Here is a 19,959-nt window from a genome sequence, read left to right on the forward strand (position 1 = left end):
CGCCCCTCCGATTATCACGACGATGTCGGGCAGGTAGCGACCAGACTAGGTATGGGGCCCATATTGGTTGTCTGACTCGTCTCCGCAGCGGTGCATACATCATGGATTGGGCTGTAGCCCCCAGCTGAACTGACAGACGTTGTGCCGTTCAGGGCGTCTAGCGTCGCAGGCGAAAGTGCCGAGGCAGTCCGATGTCGGCTCACCCCAGAAGAGCGGTCACAGCCTGTGGCAGTTTGAGCGCCCCCTTTGGGCACCAAGCGGGTGCCCGTTGCGGTAGGGTATCAGGCATCTCGCTTACTTGAAATTTGGTGGCTCCACAGCGGTCATTCGTGACCGACAACAACTGGCCCCAAGGCGAACCACCGATGCATCAGGGCAAAGTCTGCTTCCATCGCAACCCAGTCGGCCACTGATATAGGCGAATTGGTTAGTCCGATGCAGCTCTTTAGACGAACTACTGGCAATTGGCCTGCACGGTGGTCGGTAACCAGTGTTTCCAGTGCGCATCAAACCGATGAAGTGACCAGCCCAACAGGGCGACACCACGCCGAGGCCTTAGTCGACCTTCGCTCCCGCCTCAAACCACCGCGCAATTACTTCGCGTTCGGCCTCGGTGATGTTGGTGGCGTTGTTCATGGGCATGATCTTGGTGACCACAGCCTGCTGGTACACCGCTTGCGCGTGGGCGGCCACACCTTGGGGGGAGTCCAGGCGCACGTTCTTCATCTGCACCGCCTCCCCATGGCACATATAGCAGCGTTGGGCCAGGATGGGCTGCAGCTCTTTATAGCCAAATTGGGCTGTAGCCCCCGTTTCCACTGCGCCAGTAGCTCCTGAATTAATAGCACCTTGTGCAGGTGGCGCAGGCTTGAGCCAGACCAACGCGCCCACAATGGCGACCACGCCGGCCAGCGCATAGGGCCAGGGGTGGCCGTTGCGGCCCAGCTTGAAGCCGTGGCGCAGCACGAAGAACTGGCGAATGGCGGCGCCCGCAAACATCATGACGATCAGCACCAGCCAGTTCTGCGTGTGGCTGTAGGTGAAGTTGTAGTGGTTGCTCAGCATGGCAAACAGCACGGGCAGCGTGAAGTAGGTGTTGTGCACGCTGCGCTGCTTGCCACGCCAGCCGTGGATGGGGTCCACCGGCAGCCCGGCCTTGATGCTGGCCACCATCTTGCGTTGGCCCGGGATGATCCAGTGCGCCACGTTGGCCGTCATCGTGGTGGCCATCATGGCGCCCACCAGCAGGAAGGCCGCGCGCCCGGCAAACCAGTGGCACGCCAGCCACGACGCGATGCACACCAGCACAGCCACACCCAGACCGACGATGGCATCGCCGTTTTTACGCTGACCGAACAAGCGGCAGATCACGTCATACGCCAACCAGAAAACGACGAGGAACCCGATGGCCACAGCGATGGCCGCGTGCGGGTACCAGTTCATGACGGACTTGTCGATCAGGTAGGTGCCCGCATTCCACAAGTAGGACACGGTGAACAGCGAGAAGCCGGTCAGCCAGGTGCTGTAGCTCTCCCAGTAAAACCAGTGCAGGTGCGCCGGCAGCTTGGGCGGCGCGCTGGCGAATTTCACCGGGTGGTAGAAGCCGCCGCCATGCACGGCCCAGAGCTCGCCGCTCACGCCCTGCTTCTTCAAATCTTCGTCTTCAGGCGGCGTGAGGCTGCTGTCCAGAAACACGAAGTAAAACGAAGAGCCGATCCAGGCGATCGCGGTGATGACGTGCACCCAGCGCAACAGCAGGTTGGCCCAGTCGAGTAAATAGCTTTCCATGCGGGGGTTCTCCTAGATTGATGTCACTTGCAAGAGTTGGGCCGCCACGGCCACCGCAATCACCTCGGGGCGCTTGTCGGCAATGCCGGGCACACCGATGGGGCTGGTGACGTGGTCCAACTCGGCGTCGGCAAATCCGCGCGCCTGCAGGCGCTTGCGAAAGGTCGCCCATTTGGTACGGCTGCCGATCAGGCCGATGTAGGGCAGATCGCCCTGCGAACGCTGGCGCGTCAGGCAGGCGGCCACGATGTCCAGGTCTTCGGCATGGCTGAAGCTCATGACCAGCACGCAGGACTGCGGCGCCAGCGTGGCCACCGCGCCCTGCACCGGGTCGGAGTGTTCGCACTGCACGGTCTCAGGCACCGGGTCGGGGAATATTTCGTCGCGGCTGTCGATCCATCGCACATCCATGGGCAAGGTGCCCAGCACCTGCACCAGCGCGCGGCCCACATGGCCACCACCAAACAGCGCCACAGGCCAATGTGGCGGGCGCAGCCGTTGCTGCAGCGCAGGGATGTCGGCAACGCCCACGCGCTCAAACTGCAAATGCACCTCGCCGCCGCAGCACTGCCCCAGGCTGGGGCCTAGCGCATAACGCTCGGTGTGCGGCGCGGGCGCCGGGCTTTGCAACAATAGGTTACGCGCCTGCGCAATCGCGTCCAGCTCCAGACGCCCACCGCCAACCGTGCCCACCGTGCCCTGTGCGTACACGGCCATCCAGGCGCCGGCCTCGCGCGGCACCGAGCCGCGGCTGGACTGCACGCAGACCAGCACGGCATCGGTTTGCCGCAGCACGCTGGCAAGGGACTGCAGGGCGTTCACAAACAGATACCTTTGTCGCAAACATGCATCCAATCGGGGCCATAATTTGCTCCACAGCACGCGGGCACAGACCCGATTGGAGACCCATGATGGAATTGAACAACACCGCCCGCGCCCCCCGTTGGAAGCGCGGCACCTGGTTGGCCTGGAGCGCTGGCATCGCTCTGGCCAGCATATTGGCTGGCTGTGCCACCAAGCGTGAAGCACCGCCCCCTGTGGCCACCGCCCCCACACCACCATCCGCTCCCGTTGTGATTGTTCCGCCCCCACAGGATATTCCCCTGCTGGTGTCGCAGGCCTTGTCGCCGCGTGACTACCGGCGCGACGCCGCTACCCACCTCTATGCACGCAACACGGATCGCATCTGGTCGGGCAAGCTGCCGCCCCTGCTGTACGCCGTGGGCGTGCTGCAGGTGGACATTGACCGCCAGGGCTATGTGACGGACATCCGGTGGATGCGCGCACCCAGCCATGTTCCCGAGGTGATGGCGGAAATTGAACGTTCGGTGCGCATGGCCGCGCCCTTCCCTGCTCCGGTGCGGATGGGCAAGGTGACCTACACCGACACCTGGTTGTGGCACAAGAGTGGGCGTTTTCAACTCGACACCTTGACTGAAGGTCAGCTCTAAACCAGGACTCAAGAGCCCCGGTAGGTCGAGTAGCTCCACGGGCTCACCAGCAGCGGCACGTGGTAGTGCTGGTCCACATGGGCCACACCAAAGTCCAGGCTCACCTGGTTCAGAAAATTCGGTTCGGGTAAGGCCACGTTGCGGGCCTTGAAGTAGCCCGCCACATCAAACACCAGCCGGTAGGTGCCCGTCTTCAAGCTCGCGTTGTCGTATAGCGGGCCGTCGGGGTTGCGGCCGTCGGCGTTCAGCACAAAGCTTTTCACCAGCGTGGCGGTGTCGCCCTGCGGGCCGGCCTGGGTGGTGTACAGCGCCACGGTCATGCCTGCTGCGGGCGTGCCGTGCATGGTGTCCAGTACGTGTGTGCTCAAGCCCATGGCGCTGCCCCTTTGCTGAAAATCCAAAGTGTATACACTTTTCGGCATTCTCGGTATCATGGCCGCATGGAGCCCACCACCACCAGTTTCATCGTCGAGGCCATCACCCGCTCCATCGTGGAGCACCGGCTGCAGCCCGGCGCCAAACTGGGGGAACAAAAGCTGGCCGACCAGTTCGGCGTGTCGCGCACGCTGATCCGCCAGGCGCTGTTCCAGCTCTCGCAAAACCGGCTGATCCGCATGGAGCCTGCGCGCGGGGCGTTTGTCTCGGCCCCCTCTGTGGCCGAAGCGCGCCAGGTGTTTGCGGTGCGCCGCATGCTGGAAGCGGGCATGCTCCGTGCATTCATCCCCAGCGTCACTCCCCACCACATTGAGGCGCTGCGTGCCCACATCGTCCAGGAACAGCAGGCCGTCCGCGAAGGCAACATCACCAGCCGCACCGAGCTGCTGGGTGACTTTCACGTGCGCCTGGCCCAGCTCATGGGCAACGAGGTGCTGGCCTTGCTGCTGATGGACCTGCTCTCGCGCTGCGCGCTGATCACGCTGATGTACCAGTCCAGCGCGGCGGCCGAACATTCGCACGAAGAACACACCGCTATCGTGGACGCACTGGAAGCGCGCGACGAGGCCCTGGCCCTGCAACTGATGGACGCGCACCTGCATAACGTCGAAGCCGCCCTGACCCTCACACCGACTGCCACACCATGACCACCTACGACAGCACCCAGCCCTACCCCCGCGACCTGATTGGCTATGGCGAACACGTGCCGCATGCGCAATGGCCAGGCCAGGCCCGCGTGGCCGTGCAGTTTGTTCTCAACTACGAAGAGGGCGGTGAAAACAGCGTGCTGCATGGCGACGCGGGCTCCGAACAATTTCTGTCTGAGATGTTCAACCCCGCCAGCTACCCGGACCGCCACATCAGCATGGAAGGCATTTACGAATACGGCTCACGCGCCGGCGTGTGGCGCATCCTGCGCGAGTTTGAGAAGCGCGGCCTGCCACTGACCGTGTTTGGCGTGGGCATGGCGCTGGAACGCCACCCCGAGCTGACGCGTCGCCTGGTAGAGCTGGGCCATGAGATCGCCTGCCACGGCCACCGCTGGATCCACTACCAAAATATGGACGAAGCCACCGAGCGCGAACACATGCAGCTGGGCATGGCCGCGATCGAAAAGCTCACCGGCCAGCGCGCGCTGGGCTGGTACACCGGCCGCGACAGCCCGCGCACGCGCCGCCTGGTGGCCGACTACGGCGGCTTTGCGTACGACAGCGACTATTACGGCGACGACCTGCCCTTCTGGATGAAGGTGCAAAAGACCGATGGCAGCGTAGTGCCCCAGCTCATCGTGCCCTACACGCTGGACTGCAATGACATGCGCTTCGCCCTGCCCCAGGGCTATTCGCACGCCGACCCTTTCTTCCAATACCTCAAGGACACCTTTGACGCGCTGTACGCCGAGGGGGACGAACGCCCATCGATGATGAGCATCGGCATGCACTGCCGCCTGCTGGGGCGCCCAGGCCGCATCACCGCGCTGCAGCGTTTTCTGGACCACATAGCCCAGCATGAACGCGTGTGGGTGGCGCGGCGCATCGACATTGCGCGGCACTGGAAAGCCACCCATCCTTACGCCGGGTGAACACCATGCCGACACCAATCACCCTGGACCAACTCAACCGCGCCACGCTGGATGACGCCGCCGCGCTGCTGGACGGCCTCTACGAACACTCACCCTGGATTGCGCGTGCGGCCCTGGCCAAGCGCCCTTTTGTCTCGCTGGCCCAGCTCAAACACGCCATGGTGTTGGAGGTGGCGAATGGCGGGCGCGATGCGCAGCTGGCACTCCTGCGTGCCCACCCCGAGTTGGCTGGCAAGGCCATGGTGGACAAAAACCTGACGGCCGAGAGTACGAACGAACAAAGCAAGGCGGGCCTGACCCACTGCACGCCGGCTGAGTTCGACAAGATCCAGCAGCTCAACGCACAGTACAACGCGCGCTTTGGTTTCCCCTTCATCCTGGCGGTGCGCGGCCCGCGCGGCATCGGCCTGTCCAAGGCCGAGATCATTGCCACGCTGGAACGCCGCGTGCAAGGGCACCCCGAGTTTGAACTGGCCGAATGCCTCCGCAATGTGCACCGCATTGCCGAGATCCGCCTCAACGACAAGTTTGGCTATGTGCCCACCCAGGGCCACCAGGTGTGGGACTGGCAGGAAGCGCTGGCCCAGCACACCGACCCCGGCTACGCCGAACTGGGCCAACTCACCGTCACCTACCTGACCGACGCGCACCGCGCCTGCGCGCGCCAGATTCAGGCCGACATGCTGGCGGCAGGCTGCGACAGTGCCGTCGTCGACGCGGTGGGCAATGTGGTGGGACGCTATGAAAGTGATAGCTGGTCGCGCAATATCGACGTGGGCCAGAGCCCTAAAACACTTAAAACCCTGCTGACGGGCAGCCACTATGACACCGTGCGCAACGGCGGCAAGTACGACGGCCGCCTGGGCATCTACGTACCGCTGGCGTGCGTGCAAGCGCTGAAGGCCCAGGGCCAACGCCTGCCTTACGCACTGGAGGTGGTGGGCTTTGCCGAAGAAGAAGGCCAGCGCTACAAGGCCACCTTCCTAGGCTCGGGCGCGCTGACCGGCGACTTTGACCCGGCGTGGCTGGACCAGGTGGACGCCGACGGCATTGCCATGCGCGACGCCATGGCGCATGCCGGGCTGGACATGAACGCGATTGCGGCCATCCGCCGCAATCCGGCGGACTACCAAGGCTTTGTGGAAGTGCACATCGAACAGGGCCCGGTGCTCAACGCGCTGGACATTCCTCTGGGTGTAGTCACCTCCATCAACGCCAGCGTACGTTATGTGGGCGAAGTCATCGGCATGGCCAGCCACGCCGGCACCACGCCCATGGACCAGCGGCGCGATGCCGCAGCTGCTGTGGCCGAACTCATCCTGCTGGTGGAACAACGCGCCGCGCGCGATGGTGACTCGGTAGGCACCGTGGGCATCCTCAACGTGCCCCATGGCTCCATCAACGTGATCCCCGGGCGCTGCCAGTTCTCTCTGGACTTGCGCGCGCCGTCGGACGCGCAGCGCGATGCGTTGGACGCCGATGTGCGCGCTGGCCTGCAAGCGCTGTGCGAGCGGCGTGGCGTGCACCTCACGTTGACCCAAACCATGCAGGCCAGCGCCGCACCCAGCGCGCCCGCCTGGCAACAGCGCTGGGAGCAAGCCGTGGCCGCCCTGGGCGTGCCCCTGCACCGCATGCCCAGCGGCGCGGGCCACGACGCCATGAAGCTGCACACCGTCATGCCGCAGGCCATGCTGTTTGTGCGCGGCCTGAACTCCGGCATCAGCCACAACCCGCTGGAATCCAGCACCAGCGACGACATGCAACTCGCCGTCGACGCCTTCTCCCATTTGCTCGAACAACTGGCTGCGCAAGCCTGAGACCACCCCACCATGACCACTGCCTACGACCAACTCGATACCTGGATTGACGCGCACTTTGACGAACAGGTACGCTTTCTGCAAGAACTGGTGCGTGTGCCCACCGACACGCCGCCGGGCAACAATGCCCCACACGCAGAACGCACCGCGGAATTGCTGGCCACCATGGGCATCGCCGCCGAAAAGCACGCCGTGCCCACTACCGACGTAGTCGCAGCGGGCATGCAAAGCATCACCAACCTGGTGGTACGCCGTGCGTATGGCCCCGGCCTCACTATCGGCCTGAACGCCCATGGCGACGTGGTGCCACCCGGTGAGGGCTGGACCCATGATCCCTATGGCGGAGAAATCGCCGATGGCAACCTGTACGGCCGTGCCACGGCAGTCAGCAAGAGCGACTTTTCCAGCTACACCTTTGCCGTACGCGCACTCGAATCGCTGGGCCTGCCGCTCAAGGGTGCGGTGGAATTGCTATTCACCTACGACGAAGAATTCGGCGGCGAACTGGGCCCGGGCTGGCTGCTGCAAAAAGGCCTCACCAAACCCGACCTGCTCTTGGCCGCCGGCTTCTCCTACCAGGTCATCACCGCACACAACGGCTGCCTGCAAATGGAAGTGACCGTGCACGGCAAGATGGCGCACGCCGCCATTCCCGACACCGGGGTGGACGCGCTGCAGGGCGCGGTGCACATCCTCAACGCGCTGTATGCACAGAACACGCTGTACAAGCAGGTGCGTTCGCAGGTGGAAGGCATCACCCACCCCTACCTGAACGTGGGCCGCATCGAAGGCGGCACCAACACCAATGTGGTCCCCGGCAAGGTGGTGCTCAAGCTGGACCGCCGCATGATCCCCGAGGAAAACCCCACCGAGGTGGAGGCGAACATTCGCCAAGTGATCGCCGATGCGGCTGCGGCCTGCCCTGGCATCACCGTGGACATCAAGCGCCTGCTGCTCGCCAACTCCATGCAGCCGCTACCGGGCAACCAACCGCTGGTGGACGCGCTGCAAAAGCATGGGCAGGCCGTGTTTGGCGAACCCATTCCCGCCATGGGCACGCCGCTGTACACCGATGTGCGCCTGTTCGCTGAGCGCGGCATCCCCGGCGCGATCTATGGCGCCGGCCCGCGCACGGTGCTGGAGTCGCATGCCAAGCGCGCCGACGAGCGTGTGAGCCTGGACGATTTGCGCAAAGCGACCAAGGTAGTGGCGCGCACGCTGCTGGACTTGCTGCAACCTTGAACTAAGTCCCAGGGGCATCGCACAAAATTCCCAAAAGTCAGTCATCGCTTGACAAAGTCGAGAGCCTGAAACTCCGCTTTGGGCACCGGTTTGCTGTAGAGATACCCCTGTGCAACCTGGCACCCATGGGCCTGCAGGAATGCCGCCTGCTCCAGCGTCTCGACCCCTTCGGCCACCACCTCTTGCCCCAGGCAACGTGCAATGGAAAGAATCGCCTTCACCAGCTCTGCACGGAAATGCTCCGTGGTGAGGCTACCGATGAACGAGCGGTCAATTTTCAGGGTGTTGATCGGGAAACGTGCCAGGTAGCTCAGTGATGAATAACCGGTGCCGAAATCGTCGATGGCGATGGTGACGCCCATGGCGTTGAAGCTTTTCAACATCTCCAACACTTGGCCGTGCTCGTCAAGCAACAGGCTCTCAGTGATCTCCAACTCAATCCACTGCGGCTGGCAACCGGTTTCTTCGAGAATATCGCGCACCGTACTAACCAGGTCGTGGGACTGGAACTGGCGCGCCGACAGGTTGATGGCGACCTTATGTAAGGGCTTCTGCGCACCATTCCAATCGCAGGCAGTGCGACACGCGTCACGCAGAACCCACTGGCCAATTTCGATGATCAGTCCGCTGTCCTCGGCAATCGAGATGAACTGATTCGGCGGCACGATGCCCCGCTGCGGATTGTTCCAACGGAGCAACGCCTCTGACCCCACCAGCATGTTGTCGCCCAAGCGAACCTTGGGCTGGTAATACAGCTCCAGCTCGTTGCGTTCAAGCGCACGGCGTAACTCTGACTCCAGCGACAGTTTTTCGTCCGCGCTGGCAGTGAGATCTTTGGAGTAAAAGCGGAAATTGTTGCGACCGGAGCGCTTGGCGAAATACATGGCCGAATCGGCCTGCTTGATCAGCCCATTCGGATCGGTGTCGTCATCGGGGTACACCGCAATGCCGATGCTGGTGGACACAAACACTTCGGTGCCCTCCAGTAAAAACGGCTCATTGAATGCCGTGAGAATTTTGCTGGCCACTCGCCCAAGGTCATCGCCGCTGCGGATATCGGGTAACAAAATGGCGAACTCGTCCCCGCCCAGACGAGCCACGGTGTCATAGATGCGCACACAAAAGGTCAGTCGAAGTGCAGCTTCGCGCAACAGGGCGTCCCCGGCGGGGTGGCCCAGCGAGTCGTTGATGGCCTTGAAGCGGTCCAGATCCAGTAGCATCACTCCAGCCAGTTGGCCGTGCCATTCTGCATCGTGAAGCACCTGGTGCAGGCGATCGTTGAACAAGGCGCGGTTGGGCAACGCGGTCAGATTGTCATAAAACGCCATCTGATGAATCTTCCGGCGGAAGTTGTTCAGCTCAGTGATATCGCGTCCCACAGCCAGCACGGTGGCCACGGTGCCGTTGGCATCAAACTCCGCGGTGAGCCGAATATGGCTGCACAGATCTTGTCCATTCTTGCTCACCCAGGTCAACTCAAATTCGGTGTTGACACCCGTTGCAAGAACCTCACGCAATTTTTCCTCGTAGATCTTGGATTGCTCTCCACCAGGAACCTCGGCGGGGGTTTTGCCAAGCGCAGCTTCCAAACCGCCTTCGACTCCATTCGCCAAGGCCTGATTTGCAAAGATACGGATGCCATCGCGGTTGTAACGGGCGATGGTGTCTGGTGTGTTGTCGATCAGGGTGCGCGACTCATGCTCCCGCTCGGCCAGCGCCGTCTCCAGGCGCCGCTGCTCAGTGACATCGCGTATGGCTGCGCAAATCGCCCCAGCACCCTCATCGATGCTGGGCGGACGGGACAGGGAAATGTCCACGAAAAATTCGCTACCATCTTTACGACGACCTCTCAGCTCGGCAGCATCTCCCCCCATCTTTCTGCCCTTTGAAGGCCCACGGATAAAGCCGTTGCGAAGAGCCACATGTTCACCGCGGGCTTGTGGTGGAACCAGTGTCTCAATCGGCTGGCCGATCAGCTCGTCATCTGCATAACCAAACATCCGGCAAAGCTGCGCATTCACCAACGTAATGGTCCCTTGTTCACTCACTACCAGCATGCCGTCTGGTGCTGATTGCAGAATGCCGCGGTACCAGGCTTCGGTTCTCTGAAGTTGCGCTTGAGATGCCTCCAGTATGGTGGCCTGTTGCTCCATGTCACGGGCCGTCTGTTCCAGACTCCGATTGAGCGCAATGATTTGGTTGAAGTTCTCCCGCAGTGCGCGCTCTGTTTGCTTGCGTTCGGTGATGTCGCGCGCTACGGTCAGGCCGAACCTTGCTCCCTCCTCTTCAAACTGCACGCCGCAGATTTCGACCGGATAGGTTCGACCGTCTTTGGTCCGGTGACGTGTCTCAATGATGTTCATCAAACCGATCGGAGACTCCCACATTATTTTCAATAACACTTCGCGTTGTATGTCCGGGTCAATGTCGCAAGGCCCCATAGTCATCAGCTCTTCGCGGCTATAGCCCAGTGCACGGCAAGCGGCTTCGTTCACATAGGTAAAGCGAAGCTGTTCGTCGATCATGAAAATGGCATCTGCTGACATATCAATTGCGCGGTCGAGCAGTTCCAGCTTCTGCTGCGCCCGCTTGCGTTCGGTGATGTCATGCACGTAGCCATACCAGACGATGCCGCCATCCGGATGTGGCTCCGGATGGGTGTTGGATTCCATCCAGCGCTCTCCACGCGTGGGGTGAGTGATCCGGTACTCCTCGTGCCACGTCGTCATGTTGCGCGCCGATTCAGCAATCGAATCCGCCACCCGCCGTGCATCGTCTGGATGGGTCATCGCCATAAGCGGCGTTGCGTCGTTCACAACGTCTTGCGGCCGCAGGCCGAACAGTTCTTCGATCTTCGGAGAGACATAGGGCATGCATATCGAACCGTCCGGGCGCGAATAGAACGCCCCCATCATGCCCGGAGAAGACTCGGCCAGAGCACGAAGCTCGCGCTCGCGTTCAACCACAGCCTGCTGCATGCGGTAAAACTCCGTCATGTTGCGCCCCAGCCCCAACACGCTGACGATGCGACCTTCGGCATCGAACTCCGGCACGAGGCTGACTTCGTGGAATTGAATCTCATCACCAACCGGAATGGATTGACGCACCAGTTCCACCATCTGCCCGGCTGCAACAACCTGGGCGATGGCCGCCTTCACGTGCCCATGGGTATCGGGGAGCGGTTGGCCGATGAGATCGCTTGCAGCAAGGCCCAGCGTTCGTTCATGGACGGGGTTCACATACAAATAACGGCCTTCCACATCCCAGCGCGCAATATTGTCCGGCAGGTTTTCCGCCAGCGAACGAAACTCGCGCTCACGCTCGACCAACTCATTCTGTAGGCGCTTGCGCTCAGTGATGTCCAGCGATGTGCCAATAAAGCGCACAGGTTTGCCCTGCGCATCGTATTGCGGCTCACCCTGCTCCAAGATGTATTTGACCCTTCCATCCGGGAACAACAGGCGATGCTCGATTTCGTAGAGCGAGTGGTTGCCAATGGCTTCGTTGTAGGCCTGCGTTACGCGCTCCCTGTCCTGCGGGTGCACCGTATCGACGAATGCCGCGAAGTCCGCCTTGAATTTCGTCTTGTCGATTTCCCAAATACGAAAAATCTCATCCGACCAAACGAGCTTATCGTTCAGCAAATCCACATCCCAACTGCCGACATGGGCAATGCGCTGGGCATCTTGCAGCATGTGTTCGCTGTCAGCCAAAGCTTTTTCAATTGCTTTGCGCTCGGTGATGTCACGACTGATGGCAACAACATACCGCTGCCCATCACTGAACGTGAAAGGAGATTTTTGGGTTAGCAGGTAGCGCGTATTGCCATCCGCACCGGTGAGGGCCTCCTCGTTGAGGTTGACTTGGCCGGACTTGAACACTAGATCGTCTTTTTCCCAGAACACGTCAGCTTGCTCTTTGGGCAAGAAATCGTAGTCCGACTTGCCAAGCAGTACTTCACGAGGGTGGCCTAGCATGGCGCAACAGGTGTCGTTCAGCAGTATCCAGTGATGCTCGCTGTCCTTGACGGAGATGTTGTCGGAGATGGAATTGATGACCTTGCTGAGAAAGTTGCGCGAGTCCTCCAGAGCATGCTCCATGCGCTTACGCTCGGTGATGTTGTGTGAAAAGATGGTCAACCCAACGACTTCGCCTGCATCATTGCAAATTCGCGAACCGTGGTGTTCGTAGTATTCGTAGGTCGTGGTGCCCTCTTGCACGACTGCTTCCCTTGTCTCCACGAAGAGACTGTGACCCGCCAACGCAGGCCCGAATCCATGGCGGAAAAACTCCCTGAATTCCTCGCGCTCGACGATGTCGATCGCGCTCATCCCAATGGCAATATCCACCCCTCTCAATTTTGAGCTTCTAGTGTGTTCTGCATTGAACATCAGATAGCGGTAGTCACGGTCAAGTGCCCAAACGCTCACGTCGGATGCGCTTTCCATCACAGAATGCAGCAGATTGCTTTGGGCACGGTAGCGTGCTTCGCGCTCCTGATCCGCCGACGTCAATTCCTTGTTCTGGTGGTTCGACACCACGTAAGAAAGCACGGCATCATGAACTTGGCGCGAAAGCAGCAGCATCAACCCCAGATAAACCAGCGCGATCAAAGTCATGATGTGCTGGTCAAATAAAAATAACCATAGAGCGACTGGCAACAAAGAAGACAGCATGAATGCGCCGGATGCCTGCGGGATCGATGCCATGGTCGCGCTGGCAAATGCGCTGACCCCCGCGATCACGAAGACCAGCAGAAGGGTGGTTTGATCCCGAGGCGACTCGGGGAAGCAAAAGACGGTGAGCCCCCAGCACAGCCCCGTGGCTGCCGCCCCGATCACATAGCCAGTGATCCAATGGCTGGGCTCGGCGCGGGTGCTCGAGTCCAGCTTCAGAAAGCGACGGGCGAACAGGTAGCGAACCCCCAGGATCGACCACAGGACAAAAAGCCAGGCCAGGAGCCCCTGCCGGGCAACGGTCGGCCACAAGGCGACCACCACCAGCGATGACACCAACAGGCTGGAAACTGTAGAAAGCGTTACCCGTTGGTACGCCATACGCAGCCGCGTCAGGATCAGATGCCTGACGTCACTTTGCATGCTTGCGCTGATCATCCATTCATCCTCTGTATTGCTGAGTCTTCGGGCTGCTTTGATCAGTCGTTTCAAAAATCGCCAAAATGTTCAAACTCAGCATGCCCCTGAAGATTGTAGGGGTCAAGTTTTTTATGAAGAGATGCCCCTGAATTGGGCATCCTTCTTGCGTGTTAACTTCTGTCTGTTGAACCCAAGGAACCTTCATGAAAAAGCGCTATTTCTTGCACGCCGTGGCCCTCGCGGTAGCTACCCTGACGGCCGGTACGGCCCTGGCCCAGGTCACCCCCATCAAGTTCCAGCTGGACTGGCGCTTTGAAGGCCCCGCGGCTTTGTTCCTCACCCCCGCCGCCAAGGGTTATTTCAAGGACGCCAAGCTCGATGTCACCATTGATGCCGGCAACGGCTCCGGTGGCACCGTGACCCGTGTGGCATCGGGTGCTTACGACATGGGCTTTGCCGACCTGGCCGCGCTCATGGAATTCCACGCCAACAACGCCGATGCACCCAACAAGCCTGTGGCCATCATGATGGTCTACAACGACACGCCCGCATCGGTCATGGCTCTGAAGAAGTCGGGCATCAAGAGCCCTGCGGACCTGAATGGCAAGAAGCTCGGTGCCCCGGTGTTTGATGCCGGCCGCCGCGCCTTCCCCATCTTCGCCAAGGCCAACAACATCAGCGGTGTGCAGTGGACCGCCATGGACCCGCCCCTGCGCGAAACCATGCTGGCCCGCGGCGACGTGGACGCCATCACCGGCTTCACCTTCACCTCACTGCTGAACCTGGAAGCCCGTGGCGTCAAAGCTACAGACGTGGTGGTGCTGCCCTACCCTGACTATGGCGTGAGGCTGTATGGCAACGCCATCATTGCCTCGCCCAAGATCCTGAAAGAAAACCCCGCCGCGGTGAAAGCCTTCCTGGCCGCGTTTGCCAAAGGCATGAAGGACGTGATCGGCAACCCCGCCGCGGCCATTGAGGACGTGAAGGCCCGTGACGGCATCATCAACACCGAACTCGAAACCCGCCGCCTGAAGCTGGCCATCGACACCGCCATCAACAGCGCTAATGCACGCGCCGAAGGCTTTGGCCAGGTCAACGGCCCCCGCCTGTCCTTGATGGCCTCACAGGTATCGGACGCGTTCAACACCAAGAGCCGCGTGAACCCCGACGTGGTGTGGAACGGCAGCTTCCTGCCCTCCAAAGCGGCCCTGGATGTCCTGCCCAAGAAGTAAGTCATGAGCGCATCCGTCTCCCCCTGGTTTGTCGATTTTCAGGATGTCTGGCTGGCCTACAACGAGGAGCTGCTCAAGCAGAACCACTTCGCGGTCGAGGCCATCGACCTGAAGGTGCGCAAGGGCGAATTCATCGCCATCGTCGGGCCTTCGGGCTGCGGCAAGTCCACCTTCATGAAGCTCACCACCGGCCTGAAGATGCCGTCCATGGGCAAGATCCTGATCGACAACCAGCCGGTGACGGGGCCACTCAAAATTTCGGGCATGGCGTTTCAGGCGCCCTCGCTGCTGCCGTGGCGCACCACGGTAGACAACGTGCTGCTGCCGCTGGAAATCGTGGAGCCCTACCGCAGCAACTTCAAGGCCAAGCGCAAGGAATACGAGGAACGCGCCCGCAAGCTGTTGCAAAAGGTAGGCCTGGCGGGTTACGAAGACAAATTCCCCTGGCAGCTCTCGGGTGGCATGCAGCAGCGCGCCAGCATCTGCCGCGCGCTGATCCACGAGCCCAAGATGCTGCTGCTAGACGAGCCCTTTGGCGCGCTGGATGCGTTCACGCGCGAAGAGCTGTGGTGCATCCTGCGCGACCTGTGGACCGAGCAGCAATTCAACGTGATTCTGGTCACGCACGATCTGCGCGAGTCGGTGTTTCTGGCCGATACGGTATACGTGATGAGCAAGAGCCCGGGCCGCTTTGTGGTGAAGAAGGAGATTGAGCTGCCGCGCCCGCGCGACCTGGAGATCACCTACACCAAAGAATTTACGGACATCGTGCACGAGCTGCGCGGGCACATTGGTGCCATGCGCAAGACCGGCGCCACCATCAACCAGTAAACCGCCATGAACCAAAAGAAAATAGAACAATGGTCGCCCTGGTTGCTCTTGGTGACCGTGGTCGTGCTGTGGCAAATCCTGTGCTCGGCCTTTGATGTGTCCGAATTCATCTTCCCCAGTCCCTGGCGCATCTGGACCCAATTCTGGGAGTTCAAGGGCATCATCGCCGCCCATGCCTGGCGTACGTACTGGGTCACCATGGCGGGCTTTGGCATCGCCATCGTAGTCGGTGTCATGCTGGGCTTTTTGATTGGCAGCTCGCGCCTGGCCTATGCCGCCGTGTACCCGCTCATGACCGCCTTCAACGCCCTGCCCAAGGCGGCTTTTGTGCCCATCCTCGTGGTGTGGTTTGGCATTGGCGTAGGCCCGGCCATCCTCACGGCCTTCCTCATCAGCTTCTTCCCCATCATGGTCAACATCGCCACCGGCCTGGCCACACTGGAGCCAGAGCTCGAAGATGTGCTGCGCGTGCTGGGCGCTAAGCGCTGGGACGTGCTGGTGAAGGTCGGCCTGCCGCGCTCCATGCCCTACTTCTACGGCTCGCTCAAGGTCGCCATCACGCTGGCCTTTGTGGGCACCACGGTGTCCGAAATGACCGCTGCCAACGAAGGCATTGGCTACCTGCTCATCAGCGCAGGATCGGCCATGCAGATGGGCCTGGCCTTCTCCGGCCTGGTGGTGGTGGGTGCCATGGCCATGGTGATGTACGAGCTGTTCAGCGCGATTGAAAAACACACCACCGGCTGGGCCCATCGCGGCTCTCAAAACACCTGATGACACCAGAGCAGATTGAGCGCCATTTGCTGCGCGCCAATGCTGTGGCCGCGCGTGCCATAGCTTTGGGGCGCCATCCCTTCGGCGCCATCCTTATAGCCCCCGATGGCGAGACCGTGCTGGCCGAACAGGGCAATGTGGACACGGTGAACCACGCCGAGTCCACGCTGGCACGCGTGGCCGCTACCAACTACACGCCGGAATACCTGTGGGGTTGCACATTGGTCACCACCGTAGAGCCCTGTGCCATGTGCGCAGGCACCCAGTATTGGGCGCACATTGGCCACCTGGTGTTTGGCATGACGGAGCGGCGCCTACTGGAGTTGACCGGCAACCACGCCGAGAACCCCACCATGGACCTGCCCTGCCGCACGGTGCTGGCAGCGGGCCAGCAGCAGGTGCAAGTGACTGGCCCCGTGCCAGCGGTGGAAGAGGCCATTGCGGCCCTGCACCGCGGTTTCTGGGCCCGATAAGAATGGTGTGGCACGCCCAGCTCGACCTGAGCTACCGTCTGGAATCGGGCCGCACCGTGGCCCGCCATGTGCACAGCGGCCCGCTGCGCATTCTGCAAAGCCTGTACCCCGAGGGCGATGCCACCTGCCACAACGTGCTGGTGCACCCGCCAGGTGGCCTGGTGGGCGGCGATACGCTGTCCATCACCGTGCGTGCCAATGCCGGTTCGCACGGCCTCATCACCACGCCCGGGGCCACCCGTTTCTACCGGTCGGAGGGCCCTTGGGCCACGCAGCACAGTCGCCTCACGCTGGACGACGGCGTGCGCATGGAATGGTTGCCCCTGGAGGCCATTTGCTACGACGGCTGCCAGGCCCGCAACCAGCTGCAGCTGGAGCTGGCCCCCAGCGCCGAATGCATGGGCTGGGACATCACCGCGCTGGGCCTGCCCCATGCGCAGCTGCCGTTTACGCGGGGCCAGCTGGAGCAACACATCGAGATCCCCGGCGTCTGGCTAGAGCGCGGGCGCATTGACGCACAAGACCAGCGCCTGATGCAAAGCCCTGCCGGGCTGGACGGCCAACGCTGCCTGGCAACCCTATTTTTTGCCAGCGGCAGCCCGCTAACGCGACCGCGTAAGGAAGCCCTGCTGGACATCGCGCGGCATGCCACCGAAGGCCACCCGTTGGCACGCAGCGTGGGCGCCACCAGCCCCAACCCGCGCGTGGTGGTGGTGCGTGCCCTGGCCCCCACGGTAGAGCCCGCCATGCAGCTGCTACGCAACATCCGCCGCGCTTGGCGCGCCGAGGCCTGGGCGCTCAGCGCCGCAGACCCCAGAATCTGGTCCATGTGACAGCGCCCATTCCGGGTGCGCTGCGCCCATAATGCGAGCGATGGCAGAGCTAGATACTGACTTTTCTGAATGCACCGCCCTGGTCGTGGATGGCAACCCTACGTCGCGATCCATCTTGGTATCGCAGTTGCGGGACTTTGGTGTTGCCACCGTGGCCCAGGCGGCCCGCCCCATCGATGCGCGCAAGCAACTGGAATACCGGGGCTTTGACTTTGTGCTGTGTGAACAGCACTTCGCCACCGATGAAATGTCGGGCCAGGACCTGCTGGACGACCTGCGGCGCAACCAACTGCTGCCGTTCTCCACCATATTCATCATGATCACTGGCGAGGCCACCTACGCCAAGGTGGCCGAGGCGGCTGAGTCCGCGCTGGACGGCTACCTGCTCAAGCCCCACAAAGCCATCCATCTGGGAGAACGCCTGGCTGCGGCGCGCACCCGCAAGGTCTCGCTGCAGGGCATTTTCAGCGCCATCGAGGAAGAGCGCTTTGAAGAAGCTGCCGCCATGTGCATGGACCGCTTCGAGTCCCGAGGCCAGTTCTGGTTGTACGCCGCCCGCGTAGGCGCCGAGCTGCTGCTGCGCCTGGGCCGCCATGGCGAAGCGCAGGTGCTGTACAAGGCCGTGATTGCCGCCAAGACGCTGCCCTGGGCACGCCTGGGTGTGGCCCGCGCGCAGCTGGAGGCCGGCAACATCAACCAGGCCACCGGCACGCTGGAAAACCTCATCAACGACGACCCCAGCTACGCCGATGCCTACGACGTGATGGCCCGCGCCTACTTCGAGCTGGGCCGCTTTGACAAGGCGCTGGAGACCTACAAGATGGCGTCCACGCTGACACCGGCCTCCGTGAGCCGCGTGCAAAACCTGGCCATGATGACCTACTACTCGGGCAACCACGAAGATGCCGAGCGCCTGCTGGACAAGACGGTGCGCCTGGGTATCGAGTCCAAGATGTTCGACAGCCAGAGCCTGGTGCTGCTGGCCTTCACGCGCCTGGAAAGCAACGACCGCAAAGGATTGCAGCGCTGCCAGGACGATTTTTTGCGCCTTATCGACAAGGACCCGGACAACGTGCGACTGCAGCGCCTGTCGGCCGTGGTGGATGTGCTCAGCCTGATCCAACAGCAGCAGTTTGGACCCTCGCTGAACGCGGTGCGGGACATGGCCCGGGCTGTGCAGACACCGCAGTTTGACTTTGAGTCCGCCAGCAACCTGGTCACCCTGGTGTCCCACCTGGCGCGAAAGGCCATCCAGCTCGATGAGGTGGCCTCCGTGGTAGAGGCGCTGGCCAAGCGCTTCTGCAGCAACCGCTCCATCACGGAGCTGCTGGCCGCCAGCGCACTGGCCTACCCCCCGTACCAGGCGGTCATCCGCACGGCCCAAACCCAGGTGCTGGAGTACACCGAAGCGGCGATGACGCTGAGCCTAGGGGGCGACCCCACCGCTGCGGTCAAAAACCTGATCTTGCATGGCAAAGAAACTATGAACGCGCGCCTGGCCGAAAACGCCTACCAGCTGCTGCAAAAACACAGCGGCAAGGTCAAGGAAGAGGCGCACTTGCAGGGCTTGGTCAACGAGTTGCGTGCTCTGTGTGGCCCGGTGATTAGCCGTGCCTCCCTGGGCGAGCAAAAACGCCAGGCAGGTGGCTTGGCACTGCGCACGGGCAAGCGGGTACCGCCCGACGCACCACCCACCCTCACCTAGATAGCCACCAAGGCGCGCACACCGTCGATCTCCATGTTGTCACCCTTGCCACGGGCCAGCACCGCACCACGCTCCATCACCACATAGTCGTCGGCCAACTCCTGGGCAAAGTCGTAGTACTGTTCCACCAGCACGATGGCCATGTCACCGCGATCCGCCAGCATGCGGATCACGCGGCCAATATCCTTGATGATGCTGGGCTGGATGCCTTCGGTGGGCTCGTCCAAAATCAATACTTTGGGGCCGGCTGCCAGTGCGCGCGCAATGGCCAGCTGCTGCTGCTGCCCGCCGGACAGGTCACCGCCGCGGCGGTTCAGCATCTGCTTGAGCACGGGGAACAGCTCGAACAACTCGGGCGGAATCGGCGTGCTGGCGCTCTTGTAGGCCAGGCCCATGCGCAGGTTTTCTTCCACCGTCAGGCGCGCAAAGATCTCACGCCCCTGCGGGACAAAGCCCAGGCCCAGGCGCGCCCGTTCATAGGGCGTGAGCTTCTGGATGGGCTTGCCATCGAACTCAATGCTGCCGGACTTGATGGGCACCAGACCCATCATGGACTTGAGCAGCGTGGTCTTGCCCACCCCGTTGCGGCCCAGGATGACCGTGACCTTGCCGATCTCGGCCTCCAGGCTCACATCGCGCAGAATGTGCGAGCCGCCATAGTATTGGTTGACGTTCTTGATTTTCAGCATGTGCTCACTAC

General features: G+C 61.8%; 16 protein-coding genes. 11 read left to right on the forward strand and 5 right to left on the reverse strand.

Annotated features, from left to right (window positions below; all coding sequences use genetic code 11):
* Nucleotides 1-555 precede the first annotated feature (555 nt).
* Together AC1DZ5_RS01095 and xdhC are read right to left on the reverse strand one after the other, a co-directional pair.
* On the reverse strand, nt 556-1,788 hold the full coding sequence (locus tag AC1DZ5_RS01095) for a urate hydroxylase PuuD (protein WP_477885179.1): 1,233 nt from the start codon (nt 1,786-1,788) through the stop codon (nt 556-558).
* 12 nt (nt 1,789-1,800) lie between these two features.
* Nucleotides 1,801-2,610, reverse strand: a complete 810-nt coding sequence (gene xdhC, locus AC1DZ5_RS01100; RefSeq protein ID WP_477885181.1) for a xanthine dehydrogenase accessory protein XdhC — start codon at nt 2,608-2,610, stop codon at nt 1,801-1,803.
* An 89-nt stretch (nt 2,611-2,699) separates the two neighbouring features.
* Between xdhC and AC1DZ5_RS01105 the strand changes: the two genes are divergently transcribed.
* Nucleotides 2,700-3,239, forward strand: a complete 540-nt coding sequence (locus AC1DZ5_RS01105) for an energy transducer TonB (protein ID WP_477885183.1) — start codon at nt 2,700-2,702, stop codon at nt 3,237-3,239.
* A gap of 8 nt (nt 3,240-3,247) precedes the next feature.
* Here the strand turns inward: AC1DZ5_RS01105 and uraH are convergent, their stop codons facing one another.
* Nucleotides 3,248-3,613 carry a hydroxyisourate hydrolase gene (gene uraH, locus AC1DZ5_RS01110; protein WP_477885185.1) on the reverse strand — a complete coding sequence of 122 codons (366 nt, stop codon included), beginning with the start codon at nt 3,611-3,613 and terminating at the stop codon, nt 3,248-3,250.
* 66 nt (nt 3,614-3,679) lie between these two features.
* Here uraH and AC1DZ5_RS01115 point away from each other — a divergent pair, with 66 nt between their 5' ends.
* The 4 genes from AC1DZ5_RS01115 to AC1DZ5_RS01130 are packed head-to-tail and all read left to right on the forward strand — an operon-like array spanning nt 3,680 to nt 8,315.
* Nucleotides 3,680-4,321, forward strand: a complete 642-nt coding sequence (locus AC1DZ5_RS01115; protein ID WP_477885187.1) for a GntR family transcriptional regulator — start codon at nt 3,680-3,682, stop codon at nt 4,319-4,321.
* Entirely contained in the window at nt 4,318-5,256 is a 939-nt protein-coding gene (puuE, locus tag AC1DZ5_RS01120) for an allantoinase PuuE (protein WP_477885189.1), read from the forward strand. The genes AC1DZ5_RS01115 and puuE overlap by 4 nt, the downstream gene beginning before the upstream one ends.
* Nucleotides 5,257-5,261: 5 nt before the next feature.
* Entirely contained in the window at nt 5,262-7,073 is a 1,812-nt protein-coding gene (gene uraD, locus AC1DZ5_RS01125) for a 2-oxo-4-hydroxy-4-carboxy-5-ureidoimidazoline decarboxylase (RefSeq protein WP_477885191.1), read from the forward strand.
* Nucleotides 7,074-7,085: 12 nt separating this feature from the next.
* Nucleotides 7,086-8,315, forward strand: coding sequence for a M20 family metallopeptidase (locus AC1DZ5_RS01130; RefSeq protein ID WP_477885193.1), 1,230 nt, complete (start codon nt 7,086-7,088; stop codon nt 8,313-8,315).
* Nucleotides 8,316-8,356: 41 nt separating this feature from the next.
* On the opposite strand, the gene AC1DZ5_RS01135 is transcribed toward AC1DZ5_RS01130, so the two are convergent.
* The gene (locus AC1DZ5_RS01135) at nt 8,357-13,483 is read right to left on the reverse strand and encodes a sensor domain-containing protein (protein WP_477885196.1); all 5,127 of its coding nucleotides are present in this window, start codon (nt 13,481-13,483) and stop codon (nt 8,357-8,359) included.
* A 131-nt stretch (nt 13,484-13,614) separates the two neighbouring features.
* Between AC1DZ5_RS01135 and AC1DZ5_RS01140 the strand changes: the two genes are divergently transcribed.
* Genes AC1DZ5_RS01140 through AC1DZ5_RS01165 form a run of 6 tightly spaced genes read left to right on the forward strand, consistent with a single transcriptional unit; the run spans nt 13,615 to nt 19,259 of the window.
* A complete protein-coding gene (locus AC1DZ5_RS01140) occupies nt 13,615-14,643 on the forward strand; it encodes an ABC transporter substrate-binding protein (protein WP_477885198.1) in 1,029 nt (342 codons plus the stop codon).
* Between the two features lie 3 nt (nt 14,644-14,646).
* On the forward strand, nt 14,647-15,474 hold the full coding sequence (locus AC1DZ5_RS01145; protein ID WP_477885200.1) for an ABC transporter ATP-binding protein: 828 nt from the start codon (nt 14,647-14,649) through the stop codon (nt 15,472-15,474).
* Between the two features lie 6 nt (nt 15,475-15,480).
* A complete protein-coding gene (locus AC1DZ5_RS01150; protein ID WP_477885202.1) occupies nt 15,481-16,248 on the forward strand; it encodes an ABC transporter permease in 768 nt (255 codons plus the stop codon).
* Entirely contained in the window at nt 16,248-16,721 is a 474-nt protein-coding gene (locus AC1DZ5_RS01155) for a nucleoside deaminase (protein ID WP_477885204.1), read from the forward strand. Before AC1DZ5_RS01150 ends, AC1DZ5_RS01155 begins: the two co-directional genes overlap by 1 nt.
* A 2-nt stretch (nt 16,722-16,723) precedes the next feature.
* A complete protein-coding gene (locus AC1DZ5_RS01160; RefSeq protein ID WP_477885206.1) occupies nt 16,724-17,554 on the forward strand; it encodes an urease accessory protein UreD in 831 nt (276 codons plus the stop codon).
* Between the two features lie 40 nt (nt 17,555-17,594).
* Nucleotides 17,595-19,259 (forward strand): tetratricopeptide repeat protein, encoded by a 1,665-nt coding sequence (locus AC1DZ5_RS01165; protein ID WP_477885209.1) that lies wholly within the window; start codon nt 17,595-17,597, stop codon nt 19,257-19,259.
* On the opposite strand, the gene urtE is transcribed toward AC1DZ5_RS01165, so the two are convergent.
* Nucleotides 19,256-19,948: an urea ABC transporter ATP-binding subunit UrtE gene (gene urtE, locus AC1DZ5_RS01170; RefSeq protein WP_477885211.1), complete on the reverse strand. Its 693-nt coding sequence runs from the start codon at nt 19,946-19,948 to the stop codon at nt 19,256-19,258. The genes AC1DZ5_RS01165 and urtE overlap by 4 nt on opposite strands.
* Nucleotides 19,949-19,959: the final 11 nt, after the last annotated feature.

The sequence above is a fragment of the Rhodoferax sp. P1_F3 genome (genome assembly GCF_056405715.1).

Excerpts from the sequence above, each read along its gene's own strand:
- AC1DZ5_RS01145 (WP_477885200.1), top strand. The coding sequence starts at position 14,647 with ATGAGCGCATCCGTCTCCCCCTGGTTTGTCGATTTTCAGGATGTCTGG.
- AC1DZ5_RS01160 (WP_477885206.1), top strand. The coding sequence starts at position 16,724 with ATGGTGTGGCACGCCCAGCTCGACCTGAGCTACCGTCTGGAATCGGGC.
- AC1DZ5_RS01155 (WP_477885204.1), top strand. The coding sequence starts at position 16,248 with ATGACACCAGAGCAGATTGAGCGCCATTTGCTGCGCGCCAATGCTGTG.
- AC1DZ5_RS01140 (WP_477885198.1), top strand. The coding sequence starts at position 13,615 with ATGAAAAAGCGCTATTTCTTGCACGCCGTGGCCCTCGCGGTAGCTACC.
- uraD (WP_477885191.1), top strand. The coding sequence starts at position 5,262 with ATGCCGACACCAATCACCCTGGACCAACTCAACCGCGCCACGCTGGAT.
- urtE (WP_477885211.1), bottom strand. The coding sequence starts at position 19,948 with ATGCTGAAAATCAAGAACGTCAACCAATACTATGGCGGCTCGCACATT.
- AC1DZ5_RS01150 (WP_477885202.1), top strand. The coding sequence starts at position 15,481 with ATGAACCAAAAGAAAATAGAACAATGGTCGCCCTGGTTGCTCTTGGTG.
- AC1DZ5_RS01130 (WP_477885193.1), top strand. The coding sequence starts at position 7,086 with ATGACCACTGCCTACGACCAACTCGATACCTGGATTGACGCGCACTTT.
- AC1DZ5_RS01115 (WP_477885187.1), top strand. The coding sequence starts at position 3,680 with ATGGAGCCCACCACCACCAGTTTCATCGTCGAGGCCATCACCCGCTCC.
- puuE (WP_477885189.1), top strand. The coding sequence starts at position 4,318 with ATGACCACCTACGACAGCACCCAGCCCTACCCCCGCGACCTGATTGGC.
- AC1DZ5_RS01165 (WP_477885209.1), top strand. The coding sequence starts at position 17,595 with ATGGCAGAGCTAGATACTGACTTTTCTGAATGCACCGCCCTGGTCGTG.
- AC1DZ5_RS01095 (WP_477885179.1), bottom strand. The coding sequence starts at position 1,788 with ATGGAAAGCTATTTACTCGACTGGGCCAACCTGCTGTTGCGCTGGGTG.
- AC1DZ5_RS01105 (WP_477885183.1), top strand. The coding sequence starts at position 2,700 with ATGGAATTGAACAACACCGCCCGCGCCCCCCGTTGGAAGCGCGGCACC.
- uraH (WP_477885185.1), bottom strand. The coding sequence starts at position 3,613 with ATGGGCTTGAGCACACACGTACTGGACACCATGCACGGCACGCCCGCA.